Genomic DNA, 20,535 nt, shown 5'->3' with positions numbered 1-20,535 from the left:
TTCAGATAGTATAGAACAACTCGGGTTAACGATGGGTTAACAGCAAACGCACAAAGATAAAAATAGAAAAACCAGCCGCATCCGGCGAATAATCCGAATGCCAACTGGACGAAAAAACGTAGTTAGATAAGCCCTTACAACCAGTTTTTCAGATGGGTGTGAATGGTGGTTTCCAAATTCTGTGCCGACAAGCGCAGTAAAGTTAGCAAATCGGCGTCAGATGGGGCCAGTTCGTGAATGGAGCGCAGTTCGAAAAACGCCGGTAAGTCCTGTGTCGTGGCTTCCAATTTGCCGCAGAGACCCACGGTTGGAATATCATAATCCCCGGCCAGTTCGGCGATACGGTTCGGCAATTTTCCGAAGCGGGTTTGCTCGTCCATTTTGCCTTCGCCGGTAATCACCAGATGCACATCGCCGTCCCGAAGGACTTCATTCAAAGACAGCAGTTCCGCCAGTAAATCGAAGCCAGACGCCAAACGAGCATCCAGCAAACCGACAAAGGTTCCGGCCATTCCGCCGGCCGCACCGGCACCCAGCAAATGCTCGATGCGTTTGCCCCAGTCGGCTTCAATCACTTTAGCCAACTGTTTCAACCCGGCTTCCAAAATCGGTGCGGTGGTTTCATCCACGCCTTTTTGCGGCCCAAACACCGCTGTCGCCCCCTGCTCGCCCAACAATGGGTTGGACACGTCGCAAGCAATGACCCATTCAATCTGATTTAAATCCGTTTTCACCAGGCCTGGCGCATTTCGTTCAATATGGTCCAGCTCGACCAAAGCCCCGCCACCGAACGCCAGCGAGTCGCCCTGTGCATTTCGGAAATCAAACCCCAGCGCCTGTAAAGCGCCGGCCCCGCCGTCATTGGTGGCACTGCCGCCCAACCCGAGAATAATTTTTTCCGCGCCCAGTCGAATCGCCGCCGCCAAGACCTGGCCGGTGCCGTAAGTGGAGGCCGCCATCGGGTTCAACTCGTGTTCCGCCAATCTCGGCAACCCGGATGCCTGTGCCATCTCGACAATGGCGGTTTTTGAGTCCGGTTGCCAACCGAATTTGGCGGCCACCGGGCGGCCTAACGGGTCTTGTACAATCACTTCATGCGATTCGGCCAACCCGGCAAAGGTGATGGATTCGACAAAGCCTTCCCCGCCGTCGGACATGGGGCGGGAAATGAAATTCAGGCCATCGGCCACCCCCTGGCCGGCGCGTTCGACGATGCGGCAGAAGTCCACCGCGGATAAGGAGCCTTTAAACGAATCGGGCGCAACGAGAACGGTCTTCACAGCTTAGATCCCGTCCAGCGAATGTTGTCGACTGGTTTGGTTTTCACGAGCATTCTCCTCTAACGATTGTCTGTAAAAATGAGCGTCCACCACTTCATCGATGAAACGGAGTTTGCCTTGTACCACCGGCGATAAAATAAACGGATACGGATCGGCCAGCCCCATGCTGCGGTTCAGAGCGTTCATCACCTGCGACACCCGTTTCCATTCGCTGAACCAATCGTCGAAATCGTTGCGGCGTGGTTCATACACACTCAGGCTATAACTGACCGCGGTTTCCAGCGTATCCACCATGTGCAGATAATGCGCCCAGGTTTCCGCCCAGTCTTCATGCGGGTGACTGCTGGCATAAGGGGTGATGTAACGGCTTTTCCAGTGCGACACCGATCCTTTTTCATAATAGGCTTTGAGGGATTCGTCGTAATCGGCGCGTTCATCGCCGAACACTTCCCGAAAGGCCTCCAACAGCCCTTCCTGTTCAATGATTTCATGCCAGAAATAATGCGCGACCTCATGACGAAAGTGCCCCAGCAAAGTGCGATAGCGTTCACCCATCTGTTCTTTCATCACATGCAAAAAGCCTTCATCGGCTTCCGCGACATTCAAGGTAATCAATCCATTGCTGTGGCCGGTCAACACATGTTCCAGCGCGACATTCGGGTTACTGCGTTGATCTTCCAGAAAGTCGAAGCGCAAGACGTTATGCCCCGGTGCGCCTTGCGGGTCCACCAACTTCAAATCCAATAAGGTGTACATCAATTGCCGCTTGGCTCTTTCCAGAATACGCCAGCGCTTGGGATTTTTCGGCAAACTCAAATCCGGAATCGTCCGCGTGGTGCGACAGGACACACACTGACAACTGCCTTCGTCTTCCGGACTGATGAGCCAATTGCAATTCACCACCGAATAGCGGTGATTGCAAATCTTAAAACTCGGCAACTTGGTACCATTGGTGGTGTGCGGGTAAAAGCGCGAATCGCTCCGTACTTCACCACTCCACATGGTGCCGATGGTCGGGTCATAGGCCAAATCACGACCGCAAGCGGCGCAGTAGAGATTATCGAAAAATATCTCCTGCCCGCATTTGCAAAACATGCGTTTCATTAAATTGCTTCCAAATCCTTATCGGGGCGCACGATTCTAAGCGACTTCTTTAGGGTTGAACCAAATCTCATAGAATTTCGTGTGAATGGACGAAAGCTTCAATTGTACTGCATCCAGATAATCGTGTAAGGCCATCGAACCGACTTCAAAGGATTCGTTTTCACGGGTAAAAGCTTCCAGCGCCTCCAAGTCCGCAATCAAGCCGTCGGTGTTCGGCAGCTTGTCGACAATGCCTTTAACCATGTCGATGCAATAGTTCACCGAACGGGCGAACTCCGGGTCGTGAATCAAAAAGTCCACCACCTGCTGCCCCCGAATGTCCACCTGCACCTTTTGACGATACATGAAATAAGCGCTGACCGATTTCAACAGGTTCGCCCATAGAATGCTGTCGTAAGGTTGCTCTTCGGTTTCGTCGCTGGCCTGCGCCACGAAAAAGCCACCGACATCCAACATCCGCGTGGTCATGTCCGCCCGTTCAATGCCCATACCCAGTTTCAGGAACCGATAAGTGGTGTTCTGGCTCATGGTGCTGGACATCATCCCCGACCAGGCCTGGCAGGCTTTGATGATTTTCGCCAACAGTTGATTACGCTTGCTGCGGGACTGAAAATCTTCCTGGTTTTCCTTCACCATCAAATACAGTTCATTGATGTGAATCCAGGCTTCACGCGGCAGAATGTCACGGGTGGTGCGCATATTTTCCCGCGCCCACCAAAGCGATGAAATCAACGAGGTCGGATTATTCCGGTCGCTGAGCAGCATGGTCATGCAATTTTTTTCGTTACGCCCGTCGTAATTTTCTTCAAAATAGGCTTCGTTGCTGGTGATCTGCACCAGCGTGTACCAGTTCAACTTCACCGCTTTGGGCAAGTCGAACATCAATTGGGAATGGACTCGCGCCAAGCGCGCAGTGTTTTCGACACGCTCAATGTAACGCGCCGACCAATAAACTCTTTCCGCTACTCTCGACAACATTTAGCCTTCCTCCGATTTGACAATCCAGGTGTCTTTACTGCCGCCACCTTGGGAAGAATTCACCACCAACGACCCTTTGGTCAACGCCACACGCGTCAAGCCGCCGGCCGTCACATAACTTTTCTGTCCTTGCAAGATGAACGGTCGTAAATCGACATGACGCGGTTCCACCGCATCATCGCACAAGGTCGGTACCGTCGACAGACTCAAGGTCGGTTGAGCGATGTAATTGCGCGGATTTTCCTGAATCAGTTGGCGGAATTGTTCGATTTCTTCTTCCGACGCTTTCGGCCCAATCAACAACCCGTAACCGCCGGATTCGTTGGCCGGTTTGACCACCAACTCATTCAAGTGCTCCAGCACATATTGTCTGTCTTTTTCCACACTGCACAGATAGCTGGGAACGTTCTGCACCAGCGGTTCCTCGTCCAGATAGAAACGAATGATGTCCGGCACGTAGGAATACACCACCTTGTCGTCCGCCACGCCACAACCCGGTGCATTGGCGATGGCGACGTTTCCGGCTTTCCAGGCGCGCATCAAACCGCGCACGCCCAAAGCGGAATCTTCACGGAACACTTCCGGGTCGATGAAGGCGTCGTCGATACGGCGATAAATCACATCGACTTTTTTCAAGCCGTCGATGTTTTTCATGTAAACACAGTCGTCTTCCAACACCACCAAATCGCTGCCTTCCACCAGCTCCGCGCCCATTTCGTGGGCCAGATAAGCGTGTTCGTAATAAGCGGAATTGAAAATGCCCGGCGTCAACACCACCACTTCCGGAATCGGCGACTCGTTCGGCGACAATGAACTCAACATCGACAACAGATTGGTCGGGTAATGGTCAATCGGCATGATGTTGATGTCATGAAAGACTTCCGGCATCACCTGCTTCATCACCGCCCGGTTTTCCAGCATGTAAGACACGCCGGACGGCACCCGCAAGTTATCTTCCAACACATAAATGGTGCCGTCGCCACCGCGCACCAGATCGGAGCCGCAAATGCTCGCCCAGGCGCCATGTTTGAGCTTCATGCCTTTGCACTCCGGGCGGTAATCCTTAGAGGACAACACCACTTCTTCCGGCACGATGCCCGCTTTAATGATGCGTTGGTCGTTATACAAGTCTTCGATGAACATATTCAAGGCAGTCAAACGTTGCTTCAGACCCTTGGACACCGTTTCCCATTCATCGGCATCGATGATGCGCGGGAAGACGTCAAACGGCCAAAGGCGGTCGATATTGCCCTTGTCGCTGTAGACGGTGAAGGAAATGCCCATTTCCGCAATGGTGGTGTTGGCGTTGCTCTGCAACTCCACAAAATCCTTGATGCTGTAATCCTGCAATTGATCAATGAACTGACGGGCGCAAGCGCGCGGGGTATCCGGCGCTTCCATGGTTTCATCGTAGAAACTGTTGATCGGGTAGTTCAAAAGCGGTTTATTCATCTGTTCTATCCACCTTCTTCATTTAAATGCGAGTCGTTTAAGTGCAACTTCGTTTGACGCCGTCAAACAATGAAAACGCCCAGGCCTGGTCAAAAACCACATTCCGGCCAGGCCTGACGAGTTTCTCTAATCGGCCTAATCGGTATAAGGTGCCCACAAGGCCGAGACATCGTCCACCGTTTCCGGCATCAACCACACCGACTGATACGGCTGTAAAACGTATTTGGTCTCGGCATTGGACACCCCGCCGTTATCGAGGAGATTCACCCAATAGGAAAAACGTTCCATGCCCTCAATTTCACTGAGATTAATCAATTTGATGTCGTTGGTCAGGTTGTGAATCGCCAACAACGGGAAACGCAAATCCTCGGAATCCCGCCAAAGCGCGAAAAAGTCGCGGCCCAGATTCAAAACCTTCTGCGGTGTGTCCGGGTGGAACGCCTTGTGTTTTTTACGGCGTTGCAGGATATTGGTAATCCGTTTCAAGACCTCGGCATTCGAGGTTCGCCCGCTGTCCACCAGCGCCAGCAAATATTCGTAATCCCAGCGACGACGGTTGATGGAACGCGTCCGCCCGGTTTGCTCCACGCCTTGCAAATCGTTCGGAGTCGCCACCAGACTGTGAATGTAAAAGGCCGGAATACCTTGCAACGTCATCATAATGTTCTGGGAACAGATGAAGCGATCCACCTGCCATTGGTCCGGCCCGTTGGAGTGATAAGTCTCCCGACAGGCACTGAACAAGGCGATATTGATTTCATAAGGGCTTTCCGAACCGTCCGGATTGGACTTGGTGGTTACGAAACCGCCTAAACGGTGCATACTGGTGATTAAATCCTCCACCTCACGCTCGGGCAGAATGCCTTCCACCGGACGCACCCCAATGCCGTCGTGCGAAGCGGTGAAGTTCAGGAAAGTACAGCCTTTCGGAGGCGGTTCCAACGACATGGCCCAATCGGTCAGATAATTCCCTTCGCCACGGTGTAAGGCGTGCAACACCAACGGTGCCAACGCGAACTGATACACCATGTGCGCCTCGTCCTGATGGCCGAAATACGACAGGTTTTCGGCATGCGGCACATTGGTTTCGGTCAACAAAATGCTTTCCGGTTTGACGAAACTCATCACGTCCCGGAACAACTTCACCATCTCATGGGTTTGCGGCAAGTGGATACACTTGGTGCCCAGTTCCTTCCACAAAAAGGCGATGGCATCCAGTCGGATGATGCGCGCGCCCTTTTGCAAATACAACAACAGCACTTCCAACATCTTGATCAAGACATCGGGATTCTTGAAATTCAAATCGATCTGATCGGCGCTGAAGGTCGCCCACACCAGCGTTCGCCCATGGTGGGTATAAGCCGGAACCAACAGAGGCGTGTTTCTTGGGCGTGTGACCTGAGACACGTCCTCGTCGCCTTTCATTTCAATGAAGAATTTGTTGTACGGTGGGTTATCCGCCTTGTAATGAGTGAACCAAAGGCTTTCACGCGAAATATGGTTGACGACGAAATCGAACATCAGATGATAGTCTTCACCGATTTTTTCAACATCCGGCCAATCGCCTAAATCGGGGTTGACCTGTTGATAATCGATGACCGAAAAGCCGTCGTCGGAGCTGTATGGAAAAAACGGCAGAATATGCACGTTATTGATGGCTTTCTTGACATGGGTTTTCAAGAAATCGTGCAGGGTTTCCAACGGTTTTTCGCCATCACGCAAAAAGGTATCGCCATAGGTGATGAGCAACACATCTTCCTGCGACCAGCGCGAGTCGTTGAAGTCACCGTCTGCCGAGCCCGCCAGCAACTCGCTGACACGCTCGAAGGTTTCCTGTCCGACGGTATCGCCGTAACAGAATACCAATCGGTCTTTTATCTGATTCAGAATCGCTTGTTTCATCGTTTTGCCTTTTGTTTGCCTGTGCCAGGCTTATTCAGTGTCGACTATTTATTATCCTCTTCGACCGCCTCGTAAATGTTCTCCAGAATATCCGGGCAGGCACTCATCACCCGGTTCCAGTTTGGCATGAACGGAATTTCACTCGGCGATTCGATAAAGGCCTTACCGGCATCGAGAATGTTCTGCGCGAAAAGTTCGATGACCTGTTCTTCACTGTGCAAGTCGATTTTCAAACCGTTCATTTCCGCATCGAACGCATAGGATTCAAGCTGATCCAGCGCCGTACGGTAATACTTGGCTCGGATGGTACGCAAGGTACTTTGCGAGAATTGGTGTCCGCGCACCGCCAGTTTTCGGAACAACGACTTGGCGATGTCCTGACTCATGCGCGACAGGCCTTTTTGCTTGTCCTCAAACGAAACTTCCTGGTGCTTATGGTCATAAACGTCGGCGATGTCGACCTGACATACGCGGCGGTTGGAATAGTTCTTCAAAACCTCGGACATCACACCGATTTCCAGCCCCCAATCGGAAGGAATACGAATTTCTTTCAAACACTGCACATCCATCGCGAACTCACCCGCCAACGGATAACGGAAACTGTCCAAATACGTCAGCAAGTCGTCATTCCCCAACACGCCTTTCAAGGCACGCAGCAACGGCGTCACCAACAAGCGAGAGGCCCGCCCGTTCAACTTGCCTTCCGAGTAACGCGGGTAATAGCCTTTGGAGAACACGAAGTTGAAGGTCGGATGAGCCACCGGATAAATCAATCGTGCCAGCAAACTGCGGTCATAGGTGACGACATCGCAATCGTGCAACGCCACCGCTTCGGCCTTGCCGGAGGCCAGAATGTACCCGAAGCAGTTCCAGACATTACTGCCTTTCCCACGCTCACGGGGAGCCAGGTCTTTTTCTTTCAATTTATTGGTAATGGCTTGCATGCGCGGGCCGTCGTTCCAGATGATTTTGGCATCCTGCGGCAAACCGGAGAAATATTCCTTGGCGTATTCAAACTGCTTTTCATCCGCCCGGTCCAAACCAATGACGATTTGGTTCAGATACGGCACCTTCTTCAGCTCTTCAACAATGTTGCCCAGAGCCGGGCCTTCCAGCTCGCTGAACAAAGACGGCAGAATCAGCCCTAACGGTTTTTTGTTGCCGTGACGGCACAGCTCCGCTTCCATGTCATCAACCGGACGATCCGTGATGTTGTGGAACGTCGTAACGGTTCCGTTTTGAAAGAAATCACTCATACACTCCCCCTTGAGCTTTTGGTTAATTCGTTTTCGGGCTTCGCCAAAACGGCTTCCACCGCTTCAATCCAGCCATGCGGCGCTTCCGCATCGGTGTAAATCGCACTCGGTATTTCAATACCTTTTCCGGCCGGGTTGGAAATCACAATCGGAATATCCGCGTAATTCAACATGGCGATGTCGTTGTCGCTATCGCCCAACGCCATCACCACACAATCCCGCCCACAGGAAAAATATTCTTTGTTCACTAAAAAATGCATGGCATCCGCCTTATCATGTTTACCCATCACATGATAAAAACGTCCCCCTTTTTTCAACGTTAAATGTTCTTCGGCGAGCGCCTCTTTAAAGCGTTGCAGGTTCTCGTCCGAATCCTGCCAGAGAATCGGTTCGGTGACTTCTCGCTCGGTAGCCAACAGGGCTTCTTTATGATGCAAGCCGGTATGGTTCATGACTTGAGACAACGTCCAGTCGCCAAAACCTTCAAATTGCCAATCGTGACGCTTGCGCAGATGTTTGATATAAGAACGAATGTCTTTGTAAGGATGGCCGATCAACACCTTTTCTGCAGCTTGCGACGAAGTGGCCGGCACGGTCATGACACCGCCGTTTTCGGCAATGACCGGCGTGTCCAGTTTCAGTTTGGATTTCCACTCTTCCAGTTCGGACAAGGTCTTGCTGGAATTGAGCACCACCGGAATGCCCAACCGCTTCAAGCGCTCGAACATCGGCAGCACCACCTCGTAATCGTAGGTGTTATGGTTGAGCAGCGTTCCGTCCAGATCCGTAAAGATGATCAGCTTCGACACACCTTTCCCCTTCAATCAGTTTTGTTTGCCAGGCGCTTTTTTCACCCAATGGGAATAAAACGCCAGTGACAGAATAATCAATGCGATACCGATAATCAGATACAGCGCATGCAGCATCAAGGTCGGATCGTTCAACGCGATTTTAAACACCACCATCAAGGCTTCGATGGACAGTGCGATGATAATCGCAATCAGAAATTTCGAGAGCAACCGGGATTCGTCCTTCTTGTCCGAATAGGCTTTAAAGAACACCTCCCGTTCCAACAGGGTCTTAGCCAAATCGAAAATCGCCAACCCCATCGTTAAAGCGACAATCGGTTTGAACACACTTTCCAGCGTATAGGTGTCGGGATGACGCCATTGCAGAAAGTAGTCATAAAAAGCATAACCGATTGACATGATTGAGAAAAACATTAATGACAGACCAATGGCCAAATAAAAGCTTTTGGTCACTTTATTGAAGACCGGGTGCAGCTCCAGCAGACCGAGGCGCATCAATAAAGACACGACATTGAAATCGAAAAAGAAGAACCGGCCATTGGCACTGACAATCACCGTGACGCAGGATTCCCCTGTCGCCGAACTGATATAAGGCGACGTCACCGACACGCCTTGTTCTTCATGATCGACATGCGAGACCAGATAGGAACGGTTTTTACCGATGGCCGCGTCGTTTTGTTTGTTTTTGTAGATATTCGGAGAGGTCTGGATGTATTCGGAGTCGGCAATGTAAATCAATTCCAGACACGAGAAAATCGTGTAGAATTGCTGCGCCCCTTTTGTTTCCAAGCTCATTAACTGCGCGTTGTTACAAATGGTCTCCACCAGAAACTTCTCGATTTCCGGTTTGTGCTCATTGTATAAGCTAATAAACTCTTGCATTGCATCACCTCTTACTTATATAAGTAAATAGCGACATACAAGCCAAAATAAATTTTCTATTCGGTATCAATAACTTAATTTTTACAGCCTTCCATCAACCGTAAATATGCACCAATTTGAACCAAAAACACGCTAAAAAAGAAAGAGACTCGCCAAAGAAGAAATAAGGCGGCGGTTACACGGAAATCTGGACCGACTCCATGGATTTGTCATGATAGACCACATCGAAACAGGCGACAAATTCACCTTCATCCAATGTAATCTGTTTGGAAATGGTAAAACACAATTGCATATCGATTAACGAGCGATATGGCTGAGACACATACACCCGCCCCGGCGTTTGAAAAGCCTTCACAAAGTAACGGCGATTCTTCCAGCACAGGCCTTTGCCTTTTTTCAAGACTTCGACTCGATCACTGACATCCGGCGAGTTGCACTCGTCACTGACCTGAAACCCTTCCTGATCCAAAATAAAATAACGTTTCACGAACGACAAGTCCATAACCTTTTTCACCATCTCACCTTCCAGTGAGCGGAAACTGTTAATGTCATCGACGCGTTCGAACAAGGTTTCATAGCCACGACGTTGAATATTCTTAATGAACTGCTGCTCTTGAATGTACAGCGGGTATTCGTCAATCACTTCCTTAATGCAGGCCTGGCCCTTTTTGACCTGATCCAGTAACTGTCTCGGGCGGGCAAAATAAAAACCCTGCACCAAGTCCACGCCCACATCCATCGCCAGCAGCGCTTGCTCTTTGGTTTCAATCCCCTCTAACAAGCACACACTGCCGGCTTCTTTAATCAGACGCGTCAGATTCTTCAAAATACTTTGGCTGCGCAGGCTTTTCGACGCTTCCAGCAGCACGCCGCGATCCAGCTTCACAATGTCCGGTTGCGCCTTCCAGATACGGTCCACATTGGAATGCCCCGCCCCGAAATCGTCCAACGCAATCAAGCAGCCCAAACGACGCAAAGTGGCAATAATCTCCTCAAACAGCTTCTCGTCGGTGATTTCGCTTTCCACCACCTCGATGACGATTTCATGCCCCTTGACCCGCAAATCTTTCAAAACCTGCTCGATGCAGATTTCGCTCAAGTCGTTAACGCCTTCAAAATCCAGGTTCAAAAACAACCAACTGTCCGGCAAACGCGATTGCTGCCAGTTCTCGACATGCAGACGATTCAAGGCATGACTGAATTTAGCCTGCGCCATGTCTTCCGGCACAGCCAGACACTCATCCACGGGAATCTGAAACCCAGTCTCGACCGAACGACCGCGCACCAAGGCTTCGACACCAATACATGCCTGATTGGAAAAACTGTAAATCGGCTGAAAGACCGAAAACAGCTTTTTGTCTTCCAGCTTCAATGTTTTGCTTCCGGCAACCGGCTCTCGGCTCTGCATATGAAAATTAGTGTTATTCGCTGTCATTTAAATCGTTCAACTTCTAATCCGACGCTCAACTCAATCCTGCCCCATCGCCACCGGACGCATTCCATCATCGCCAGACGCCATAAAATGACCGCCTGCGGCATAGTCGGAAGCCGCCATGGATGAAGACGCCAAGCCATCACACACCTCTTGCGCCACATCCGTCAAGCGGCGCCCTTGGTTCATCGCTTTCTTGCGCATGTAATGATATGCATCATCCTCGGTCATTTTTTTCGCTTGAATCAACAGGCCTTTTGCCTTTTCAATCAAGGCGCGCTTGGCCAGCTTATCTTTCAATTGCGCCAGCTCCTTCTTCAAGGACTTACGCTCGTTGAAACGCGCCAAGGCCACGTCCACAATCGGCTGAATGCGACTGATGCTTTTATCATCCACAATGTAGGACACCACACCGGCTTCCACCGATTTGGCGATGACACGCGAATCGCGCTCGTTACTGAAACAAATGATTGGAATTTCGATGGCGCCGCAAATGTCCGCAAAGGCTTCAAAGAAACGTTCGGTCGGAAACTTACACTCCAACACCAATAAACCGTAGTCGTCTGACGATAGTTTGGACAACAAGTCCTCCGAAACGGACATTACATCAACGTAATTCGCCCCGGATTGACTCAAGCCAGATTTCAATGTTCCAGCATTGTCAACGTCGTCACTGACCAATAACACTTTAAGATCTGCCAAAATCGCCCCTCCTATAATCAAACCAAATTCAAACTGGTAAAACATATGCCATACCAAAAAAAATTAGTTTTATTAAATCATAATGTTATAGGAATCGTTTTTTACTGGGAGGTAAAAAAAATCACAATATGAACCGACTTGGTGCAGGAAACGTTTCATTTGTTACCAGAACGCTTGGTTTTAACAGCGGCGCCAACATGATTGTTTTGTTGAAAGGAGAGCCACCATCAAAACACGATGTCACAACCGAACGAAAGATTAATACTTTTTAGAGAAAACCACTTGATAACCTTTGGCTGTCGTCCAGTTCCAGTCCCGCATCTTCAAGTTTTTGACAGCATCGACTTCGGCCGCGTCCACTGACTGGCCAAAGCCCATACCATAGCGCTGGTAAGGGGTTCCCTTAGAATCTTCTCCACCATAGACAACCACCACCATCGCGCCCACTTGCCCCTCTTTATTACGCCAACAAGACGGCACCTCCGAGTAATGGTCGGGAAGTTTTTTCCGCACGTCTTTATCGGCCTGCAACGGGGAAATGGTTCGCCCATAGTGATAATAGTAAGCTTCATCACTCGGGGTATTGGTGCTATTTCGGTTGGCCACCGCGCACATGGCCGCACCGCCATCACCGCGACGCACGGAAGACTCCGAAGCCGCGCCCGATGCCTCAGGAGCTTTATCCGCTCCCGCTCCATTCTTACCGGCTTGGGCCACATCAACCGGTTGGTTAAGGCTTTCCGTTTTCGCTTTTGCCTGTTCAATCGCTTCTTTTGTGGACAAGCGCGAGTTGGATTCCGGCTGTGGCGCTTTGGCAACCGTCGTGGTGTCCAAACTGCGATTCGGGAGCTTCACCGGCACCACCACCGGGATGGATTGCGTATAGACCGGTTTTTGATTGTCAAAATACGCTTTATTGCGTGCTTGCACTTCGGCGATTTGCGCTTTCACGGAATCTTTTGATCTTTGTACGGCCAGATCCATTTCCGCCCGTTCCTTGCGACGGTAAGCCTCATCCTTTGCAAAGGATTGGTTCATCTTGGTGATAAGTTGGTTCATGGCCATTTGTTGTTTGGCTTCTTTAAGTCGCCCGCGCCAAGTATAAATTTCGCGAGTCTTTTTCTGAGCCTGAGCATAATAAGTGTCATTCAGCCTATCCAGCGTATTGGATATCTGCTTGGAACGCGCGTTAAGCGCCGCCGTCAGCTCCTCCATTCGCGCCTTATCCGCCTGACACACACTGTTATTAACATTTTTGTTTTGCGTAAAACGCTGAACGGTCTGTTTGAAGTCTTTTTCGAATTGAACGCTATCGTCCCACACCGTACTCTTGAATAAAGCGGACGGCGAATAATCGCTCTTGATATTCTCGACGGCCCAGCCCATATTGTCCCAAATATCCACATTTCTTTCGTAGCTGTCCAGCTTTTCTTCCAGCCTCATCGAACCTTGCAAAGCGTTTTCCGCACTTTGGACAGCCTGAACCATCTTACGACAGGCCAACTGGTCTTGTTTCGTTTCCGCAAACCCGGCCAACTGCACGGACGTCGAATCCTTGCCGGTCGATAACGCCTGCATAGTCTCTTTGGTTGAAAAAGGCTTCTCAATCATAAAGGCATCCACGGACCACTTATAATAGCCTCTTTCCAGATCACGCGTTCCGCTCAGCAAATAGGTCGAGCGCTTATTCGCATCCGTCCAGACATTAATCAAAAACTGGTCATTGGGCATTTGCGTCAAAACCGTTAACGGAAACACCGGAGCTTTCGCATCGCAACGCCCCGTCAACACCGCCACGCCTCGGGTTTTCCCCATACAAACGGCATTTTCCGGTTGTTGGATTGTCGCCACCATTTTCTGATACGACGGCAACGTCAACACCGGCGTGTTCCGATTGTAGGATTGTAAATAAGTCGTCTCGGTGATTAAGTCACGCACAAACGGCGACTCCCAAGAGTAATATTTCCGATTTGGATCGCGTTTAGTCGTCCGCCCCGATAAGTCATACCGCCCCAAATAAGCCGGTTTAGGCGGGGTAATCAATAAATGACGAGGATAAATCTGCTTCGCTTTCAGCGCCTTGGCCAAAGATTCCTCACGAATATAGCTCGAACGTTTCGGGTCATCCGGAAAGGCTTTCACAAGCACCTGAGGTTTTGGCAAAACAAATTCGTATTGCGGCAGCATCGACCCATAATAGGGCTTCTGCCCGGTTTCTTTTTCGATAAAGGGCAGTCTTCTTTGAGTGTAATATTTATAACTCGAAGCGTTACTGCGCTTCATTAAACTTGAATAGCGCCAGGAGTAACGATAAACATGGTATTCCCGACTGACCAGGCGCCCTTTCCGGTCATACTTCTCAACAAACCCCTCTCGCAACGTCCCCAGGTTGGCAGGACTGCTTCCAAAAACCTTACCTTCATAGAAACGCGCCCAAAAAGACCCTGTAATCACCGTTTTTCGACCACTCTTTTGTTGAATCGTCAATCGCCCAAGATACGGCATCGGGTCGTTTCGTTTATGCCAGCGCCATAAATACCCTTCAAAACGCTGTTTATACAAGGTTCCCCTCTCCAAACCTAAAGACACCATGCCACGCGTATCAACCACGGTCGTTGTTCCCGGAGACGTCAGCAGCAAATCAAAATCGTTCTTTTCCGTCACCTTCAACAAACCGCCACCTTCGTTTTCATATTGGCTCAGCGGCACGCCATTCAGAGGCGCATAAAACGGATCGGTATAGGCGTTAGACTTGGACGCTTTAGCCGAAGTTCCAGACGGTTTGGTCTCGGATGGAGAGTTACAAGCGGCAAGTACAATAGCAATAAACGGGAATAGAATCTTGGAGAAGCGCAACATAGTGAACCTTTAACAAGGATTTTTTTATATACAGGTTTAAAAGACTAACAACCCCCCACCTGAGCGTCAAGACTTCCTCAAGAATTTACCTGGGATCTCTTCTACCGGAAATAATTGCGATTATATTAACTACAGCATTAGTTGCTTCTGCACATAATGCAGCCAAACGATATTCTGCCGTTCGCTTATGAGTTAAATCATTTGCCAAGGCAAGTGATGCCTTCGCGTGTTTTCGAACTTGCTCATTTGAGCTTCCTGACAATTCATGAGCAATATAAGCCTCTAACATCCTTTTCGCATCGGTTTTACTGACTGTCACCCCATCTAGTATTGGATGCACCTCTTCGATAAACACCTCCTGAGCTATAGAAATTAGAGTTTCTCTACAAAGCAGTCCTATAGCTTGATATTGCTCTTCTGTAGAGGCTTGCGTTAATCTAAGCTTTATTTCACCAACACTCCTATCGACCCTTCCCCAACCTGTTGGCTCTTCAAATACAGGGTTTATAACTTTGCTTTTCAAATTTTTAACAGCTTCCAGCATTGGGCCAAATAATTCTGAAACAAACTTCCTTCTTGATGCATAATTTGGCAACGAACCATCACTCCACTTCCCATGCCAAGTCCATAAGTCTTCAAATTGGTTTGTATTTACCATGCCCCTTTCTAGCAAGCCTTCTTCTATCATTTCGGCTCTTTCTTTATATTCTGAATTCACTGTTTTTATCATAGGCCCACCAGTTGACACAGAAATCATCATTGCTTTTTGTTGCTCAAGTAGTTCTAACAGTTCCTCTACACTAAAAGTATATGCCTTCCCATCCATTTCACCTGATAGCTCTGGTGAAATTACAACCTCTCCTACCCAACAGTTTGGGTATATCCGAAATATCATTTCAGCTTTTTTTCTGATACTTTGCTCTATTGATTGAATTTCATGTTCATATTTTGAGTAGACATCTATAGGTAGACGACAAAATATTCCATATATATCGGTTCCGCCGTTCCAATTATCAAACCCAGTCACTTCAATATCACATAGACCTTTTGATAAAACTTCAAACTCTGGCATTGAGTCATCTCGTTTGAAAAGTTTTCCGAGCGTTGCAATTATTTTTGTACTGTTTTCAATTACTGTATCCATTTAACTCAAAGGCCTTTCCGATTAGATTGTTTGCAATCATGAACCCTTATTCTAATATTTCCATTATGAACACAAATACCACTAAGCTCTCTGCCATCAATCCCGCTAAATACATTCTTTAGGTCAAAATTTAGCATATTATTGAGATGGAGCCATGCTAAATATAAAAACTATAATAAGGTTATAGTGGTCAAATGAGGTTGTCACCAATGAAAGCAAATTTACTTTTCACGATATTAAAGCGGCTGGCATAACAAATCACCCTCTCCACTAGTCGGGGCATAAGCCTGAAAAAGCGAAAGCTGTTTACCTACGCGGAACAAAAGAAGTACAAGCGACAGAGTAAATTTTTAAGGGAAAAAGTAAGGGAAAATAAAAAAGGCCTGTCATAAAATGACAAGCCTTTGGAATAATGGCGCGCCCGAAGGGAGTCGAACCCCTAACCGCTCGGTTCGTAGCCGAGTACTCTATCCAGTTGAGCTACGGGCGCATATCGAAATGAAGTGCGTATTCTAGGGAGTTAAGAACATCTTGTCAAGCCATTTTCAGCGCTTTTAATGCCTTTTCCCATCGCAATTTTAAAAGCTGTCAAATAACACAACTTTTGAAATTAAATGGCGGTGGACTAGGGATTCGAACCCCAGGTAGGCTACTAACCTACAACGGTTTTCAAGACCGCCGCCTTCAACCACTCAGCCAGTCCACCAAATCAGGTGCGTATTATAGAGGGATGCCGGATAATTGCAAGCGTTTCCGGCGTTTTTTACCCTTTTTTTACAAAACTTTTTCGACGGCCAAAGCTTCGCCCTTTTCCCGCTCTCGCCAAACACAATGCGAATACGCCCAGACCTTTTTAAACCTCAGAAAGCCGCCTTTTGGTTCATATAAAAAAACCACCAGGCCTGGTGGTTTTCGATATAGGCGATGAAAGCGCCGATGCGCGCTTATAAACGCTCTGCGCCGCCCAAATACGGACGCAAGGCTTCCGGCACGGTGACGGAACCGTCTTCGTTTTGATAGTTCTCCAACACTGCGACCAACGTGCGCCCCACCGCCAAACCGGAACCGTTCAGCGTATGCACCAACTGCGGCTTGTCTTGTCCGGTACGGAAACGCGCTTTCAAGCGACGTGCCTGAAAATCTTCAAAGTTGGAACAGGAGGAAATTTCACGATACGCCTGCTGCCCCGGTAACCAGACTTCCAGGTCATAGGTTTTGGCGGATGAAAAACCGATATCGCCGGTGCACAATGCCATGACACGATACGGCAGTTCAAGCTTTTGCAGAATCGATTCCGCTTGCTGCGTCAAGCCCTCCAATGCGTCGTAGGATTGCTCCGGATGGACGATTTGCACCATCTCCACTTTTTCGAACTGGTGCTGGCGAATCAAGCCTTTGGTATCGCGCCCGTAAGAACCGGCTTCGGAACGGAAACACGGCGTATGCGCGGTCATCTTCAACGGCAATTGTGCTTCGTCGATGATTTCGTCACGGAATAAATTGGTCACCGGCACTTCGGCGGTCGGAATCAAATACAAATCGCGATCCGAGGTGTCGTGCTCTTCGTGTTTGTCGATTTTATAGGAATCGGCTTCAAACTTCGGCAATTGGCCGGTGCCGTACAAACTGTCCTGATTCACCAAGAACGGCACATAGACTTCTTCGTAACCGGCTTCGGCATGAGTATCGAGCATGAACTGCGTCAAGGCCCGTTGCAGTTTCGCCATTGGCCCTTTCAGCACCGAGAAACGTGATGAGGTGATTTTTACCGCCGCTTCATTATCGTACCAGCCGCGCGCTTCGGCCAAATCGACGTGGTCTTTGATCTCGAATGCAAATTCACGCGGCTGCCCCCAACGACGCAGTTCCACATTATCGTCTTCGGACGCACCGACCGGCGTAGAGTCATGCGGTAGATTCGGAATGCCGCCGTAGATATTTTCCAGTTCGGCTTGAATGGCGTCGGATGCGGTTTTCGCTTCTTCCAACTGTTCGCCGAGATTCGCCACTTCGTCCAATAACGGCTGAATGTCTTCTCCGGCCGCTTTGGCTTTACCGATGCCTTTCGATCGACTGTTACGCTCGGCCTGTAAATCCTGGGTTTTCACCTGCAGTTCTTTACGCTGCGCTTCCAGCGCCTCGATGCGCGCCACATCGACGTCGAAGCCGCGCGTTTTCAATTTTTCGGCGACCGCTTGCAAATCGGTTCTCAGCAATTTTGAATCTAACATGAAAAAATCTCTAACAAATTAATTAAAAGTGAATAGGGGTTGTGCCTTAAATATGTGACTATTTTACGGACTGAAAAAATGTTTGCCAGCTAAAATCCCGAGCCACACGGCGACCAAACCGGACAAAACGCTCACCACGATATTGAGCATGGCTTTGGTCACGTCGCCGGTTTGCAGAAACGAATAGGTTTCGAACGAAAACGTCGAAAACGTCGTGAAGGCCCCGAGGAATCCGACAATCAAAAAGGAGCGCATTTCCACCGACAACTGCACCTTGTCGATCATCAGAATCGTCAACAGCCCGATAATAAACGACCCCAACACATTGACCGTCAAGGTGCCCCAGGCGAAATCCCGCCCCAACCAGGTATACATCTGGTTGGACACCAAAAACCGCGCCATGGCGCCTAAGGAACCGCCCAACCCGACGGCGACCAACTGCCAGATATGAAACGAGTGAATCAAGACTCTCTCCTTTTGATTGGGGATTGCGCGTCCATTTGTCTGAGGCGCTGCATCTTATCGGCGATTTTGATTTCCAGGCCACGGTTGACCGGTTGATAATAATCGCGCTCCAGCATTTCTTCCGGAAAATAACTTTCACCGGCGGCGTAGGCCTCGGGTTCGTCATGCGCATAACGATAACCCTCGCCGTAGCCCATGTTCTGCATCAGCTTGGTCGGCGCATTGCGCAAATGCAGCGGCACGTCGTAGGAACCGTGTTCCTTGATATCTTTCAAAGCCGCTTTATAGCCCATGTACACCGCATTGGATTTCGGAGCCACCGCCAGATAAACCGCCGCCTGCGCCAGTGCCAAATCGCCTTCCGGCGAACCAAGTCGCTCATAGGCTTCCGTCGCATTGACCGTGACTTCCAAGGCGCGCACATCGGCATTACCGATGTCTTCACTGGCCATGCGAATCAAACGGCGTGATAAATAACGTGCATCCACGCCGCCGTCCAACATGCGCGTCAGCCAATACAAGGCGGCGTTCGGGTCGGAACCGCGCACGGACTTATGCAAGGCGGAAATCTGATCGTAAAAGGCTTCGCCACCTTTATCGAAACGCCGCACGCCGCCCAGCACCACCTCACGGCAATTGGCTTCGGTCAAAACCACCAGGCCTGGTGAATTCTCTTCCTCACGGAACTCGGCAAAATCCACCGCCTGTTCCAACAAGTTCAGCAAGCGTCGCGCGTCGCCGTCGGAAAACTGAATCAGCGATTGCTTGGCCGCGTCTTCCAACACCAGCGTTTGCGCCATTTCATCACTCATCAAGCGGACGGCGCGTTCCAAGACTTCCGCTAAATCTTCGTCGTCCAACGAGCGCAATACATACACCCGCGCCCGCGACAACAAGGCGTTATTCAATTCAAACGACGGGTTCTCGGTGGTGGCGCCGATGAACACGAAAGTGCCGTCTTCCACAAAGGGTAAAAAGGCGTCCTGCTGGGCTTTGTTGAAACGATGCACCTCATCCACAAACAACAGCGAACCTTCCTGAAACTGGGAACGATGCAATTTGGCCTGCTCGACGGCGGCCCGCACTTCCTTAACCCCGTCCAACACCGCTGACAAGCTTAAAAACTGCAAACCGGACTGCTTGGCAATCAACCGCGCTAAAGTGGTTTTTCCGGTGCCCGGCGGCCCCCAGAAAATCATCGAATGCATGCGGCCGGATTCGAACATTTTCGATAAGGCGCGCCCCGGCCCGAGTAAGTGCGTCTGCCCGACAAATTCGTCCAGCGCCTGCGGTCGCAAGCGGTCCGAAAGCGGTTGGTAAACGAGGGTTTCCATCGTTTTATCTGGCCTTTATCGCACCGGCTGACCGATGACGTCCACCCCTTTCGGCGGCGTAAACTCGAAATCCGAGGTGTTCACCGACTGGTTTTGACGGATGTTATTGAACTTCACCTTGGTGATGTTGTCCACGGATTGATACATCCAAATCTGCGTCATCTTGCCATCGGCAATCGCCACGTCCAAACTTTGGAAAAAGGTGCCGTCTTTCGGCGTCAGGTTGAACCAGCTTTCCCCGTTGCGCACGTCTCCGGGAATGATATTGAAACGTTCCGACAACGGTTCTTTATACAGCAACCAACTCAACGGAAAATCCGCTTCCACCGAGCTGAGTGGGCGCACGGTGGCTTGATCCAGCTCGACGTCGTACACCCAGACATTGCGTCCGTCGGAAATGATTTTCTGCGGGTCCGGCTTTTCATACACCCACAACAGTTGCCCCGGGCGTTGCATGACGAAATACCCTTTGGAACTGTTCATTTCAAACAGGTTTTCTTCCGGTTGAGTTTGTTCGAAGCTGGCGCTGAAGGTTTCCAGGTTCGAAACGAAACGGTTCAAGTCCGCCACTTGGGCTTTGGCCGCCAGGGCCATCTGCATCGGCCACATCAATAGGAGACCGATGAAAAACCGCGCCACACCTGAGCGGCGCTTCAATGGATTACACTGCATATTCGACTGCATAAGCGATTCATATTCCTACAA

Annotated in this window: 16 protein-coding genes and 2 tRNA genes; all 18 read right to left on the bottom strand. The window is 49.9% G+C overall.

The genetic code is table 11. The features are described 5' to 3' along the window. Positions 1 to 134: 134 nt before the first annotated feature. Positions 135 to 1,280, bottom strand: coding sequence for a glycerate kinase (locus tag EPV75_RS04380; protein ID WP_128384582.1), 1,146 nt, complete (start codon positions 1,278 to 1,280; stop codon positions 135 to 137). Positions 1,281 to 1,283: 3 nt separating this feature from the next. Next, positions 1,284 to 2,384 (bottom strand): zinc-binding metallopeptidase family protein, encoded by a 1,101-nt coding sequence (locus tag EPV75_RS04375; RefSeq protein WP_128384581.1) that lies wholly within the window; start codon positions 2,382 to 2,384, stop codon positions 1,284 to 1,286. Between the two features lie 36 nt (positions 2,385 to 2,420). Then, positions 2,421 to 3,362, bottom strand: coding sequence for an alpha-E domain-containing protein (locus tag EPV75_RS04370; protein WP_029937609.1), 942 nt, complete (start codon positions 3,360 to 3,362; stop codon positions 2,421 to 2,423). Further along, the gene (locus EPV75_RS04365; RefSeq protein WP_128384580.1) at positions 3,363 to 4,814 is read right to left on the bottom strand and encodes a circularly permuted type 2 ATP-grasp protein; all 1,452 of its coding nucleotides are present in this window, start codon (positions 4,812 to 4,814) and stop codon (positions 3,363 to 3,365) included. A gap of 135 nt (positions 4,815 to 4,949) precedes the next feature. Next, on the bottom strand, positions 4,950 to 6,716 hold the full coding sequence (locus EPV75_RS04360) for a sugar phosphorylase (RefSeq protein ID WP_128384579.1): 1,767 nt from the start codon (positions 6,714 to 6,716) through the stop codon (positions 4,950 to 4,952). A gap of 44 nt (positions 6,717 to 6,760) precedes the next feature. Continuing rightward, entirely contained in the window at positions 6,761 to 7,972 is a 1,212-nt protein-coding gene (locus EPV75_RS04355) for a glycosyltransferase family protein (protein WP_128384578.1), read from the bottom strand. Then, positions 7,969 to 8,781, bottom strand: a complete 813-nt coding sequence (locus tag EPV75_RS04350; protein WP_128384577.1) for an HAD-IIB family hydrolase — start codon at positions 8,779 to 8,781, stop codon at positions 7,969 to 7,971. Before EPV75_RS04350 ends, EPV75_RS04355 begins: the two co-directional genes overlap by 4 nt. 15 nt (positions 8,782 to 8,796) lie before the next feature. Beyond that, positions 8,797 to 9,663, bottom strand: coding sequence for a hypothetical protein (locus tag EPV75_RS04345; protein ID WP_128384576.1), 867 nt, complete (start codon positions 9,661 to 9,663; stop codon positions 8,797 to 8,799). A 175-nt stretch (positions 9,664 to 9,838) separates the two neighbouring features. Beyond that, positions 9,839 to 11,098 carry a sensor domain-containing phosphodiesterase gene (locus EPV75_RS04340; protein WP_081836777.1) on the bottom strand — a complete coding sequence of 420 codons (1,260 nt, stop codon included), beginning with the start codon at positions 11,096 to 11,098 and terminating at the stop codon, positions 9,839 to 9,841. Between the two features lie 33 nt (positions 11,099 to 11,131). Beyond that, positions 11,132 to 11,797, bottom strand: a complete 666-nt coding sequence (locus tag EPV75_RS04335) for an ANTAR domain-containing response regulator (protein WP_192894032.1) — start codon at positions 11,795 to 11,797, stop codon at positions 11,132 to 11,134. Between the two features lie 258 nt (positions 11,798 to 12,055). Beyond that, entirely contained in the window at positions 12,056 to 14,656 is a 2,601-nt protein-coding gene (locus EPV75_RS04330; RefSeq protein ID WP_128384574.1) for an ATP synthase subunit B family protein, read from the bottom strand. A gap of 85 nt (positions 14,657 to 14,741) precedes the next feature. After that, a complete protein-coding gene (locus tag EPV75_RS04325; protein WP_128384573.1) occupies positions 14,742 to 15,800 on the bottom strand; it encodes a hypothetical protein in 1,059 nt (352 codons plus the stop codon). Positions 15,801 to 16,213: 413 nt separating this feature from the next. Then, a tRNA-Arg gene (locus tag EPV75_RS04320) sits at positions 16,214 to 16,290 on the bottom strand. A 125-nt stretch (positions 16,291 to 16,415) separates the two neighbouring features. Next, positions 16,416 to 16,506 (bottom strand) — tRNA-Ser (locus tag EPV75_RS04315). Positions 16,507 to 16,744: 238 nt separating this feature from the next. Further along, positions 16,745 to 18,031, bottom strand: coding sequence for a serine--tRNA ligase (gene serS, locus EPV75_RS04310; protein WP_128384572.1), 1,287 nt, complete (start codon positions 18,029 to 18,031; stop codon positions 16,745 to 16,747). A 63-nt stretch (positions 18,032 to 18,094) separates the two neighbouring features. Next, positions 18,095 to 18,493, bottom strand: coding sequence for a fluoride efflux transporter CrcB (gene crcB, locus EPV75_RS04305; protein ID WP_128385622.1), 399 nt, complete (start codon positions 18,491 to 18,493; stop codon positions 18,095 to 18,097). After that, positions 18,493 to 19,830, bottom strand: coding sequence for a replication-associated recombination protein A (locus EPV75_RS04300; protein ID WP_128384571.1), 1,338 nt, complete (start codon positions 19,828 to 19,830; stop codon positions 18,493 to 18,495). The genes crcB and EPV75_RS04300 overlap by 1 nt, the downstream gene beginning before the upstream one ends. Before the next feature lie 15 nt (positions 19,831 to 19,845). Further along, positions 19,846 to 20,514 carry an outer membrane lipoprotein chaperone LolA gene (gene lolA / locus EPV75_RS04295; RefSeq protein ID WP_225972391.1) on the bottom strand — a complete coding sequence of 223 codons (669 nt, stop codon included), beginning with the start codon at positions 20,512 to 20,514 and terminating at the stop codon, positions 19,846 to 19,848. Between the last annotated feature and the right edge of the window lie 21 nt (positions 20,515 to 20,535).

Source organism: Hydrogenovibrio thermophilus, from assembly GCF_004028275.1.
GTDB lineage: Bacteria > Pseudomonadota > Gammaproteobacteria > Thiomicrospirales > Thiomicrospiraceae > Hydrogenovibrio > Hydrogenovibrio thermophilus.
Note: the sequence above shows the minus strand (reverse complement) of the source record. Positions and strands in the feature narration are given on the sequence as shown.

Excerpts from the sequence above, each read along its gene's own strand:
- EPV75_RS04375 (WP_128384581.1), bottom strand. The coding sequence starts at position 2,384 with ATGAAACGCATGTTTTGCAAATGCGGGCAGGAGATATTTTTCGATAAT.
- EPV75_RS04370 (WP_029937609.1), bottom strand. The coding sequence starts at position 3,362 with ATGTTGTCGAGAGTAGCGGAAAGAGTTTATTGGTCGGCGCGTTACATT.
- EPV75_RS04365 (WP_128384580.1), bottom strand. The coding sequence starts at position 4,814 with ATGAATAAACCGCTTTTGAACTACCCGATCAACAGTTTCTACGATGAA.
- EPV75_RS04360 (WP_128384579.1), bottom strand. The coding sequence starts at position 6,716 with ATGAAACAAGCGATTCTGAATCAGATAAAAGACCGATTGGTATTCTGT.
- EPV75_RS04355 (WP_128384578.1), bottom strand. The coding sequence starts at position 7,972 with ATGAGTGATTTCTTTCAAAACGGAACCGTTACGACGTTCCACAACATC.
- EPV75_RS04345 (WP_128384576.1), bottom strand. The coding sequence starts at position 9,663 with ATGCAAGAGTTTATTAGCTTATACAATGAGCACAAACCGGAAATCGAG.
- EPV75_RS04340 (WP_081836777.1), bottom strand. The coding sequence starts at position 11,098 with ATGACAGCGAATAACACTAATTTTCATATGCAGAGCCGAGAGCCGGTT.
- EPV75_RS04330 (WP_128384574.1), bottom strand. The coding sequence starts at position 14,656 with ATGTTGCGCTTCTCCAAGATTCTATTCCCGTTTATTGCTATTGTACTT.
- EPV75_RS04325 (WP_128384573.1), bottom strand. The coding sequence starts at position 15,800 with ATGGATACAGTAATTGAAAACAGTACAAAAATAATTGCAACGCTCGGA.
- serS (WP_128384572.1), bottom strand. The coding sequence starts at position 18,031 with ATGTTAGATTCAAAATTGCTGAGAACCGATTTGCAAGCGGTCGCCGAA.
- EPV75_RS04300 (WP_128384571.1), bottom strand. The coding sequence starts at position 19,830 with ATGGAAACCCTCGTTTACCAACCGCTTTCGGACCGCTTGCGACCGCAG.
- lolA (WP_225972391.1), bottom strand. The coding sequence starts at position 20,514 with ATGCAGTCGAATATGCAGTGTAATCCATTGAAGCGCCGCTCAGGTGTG.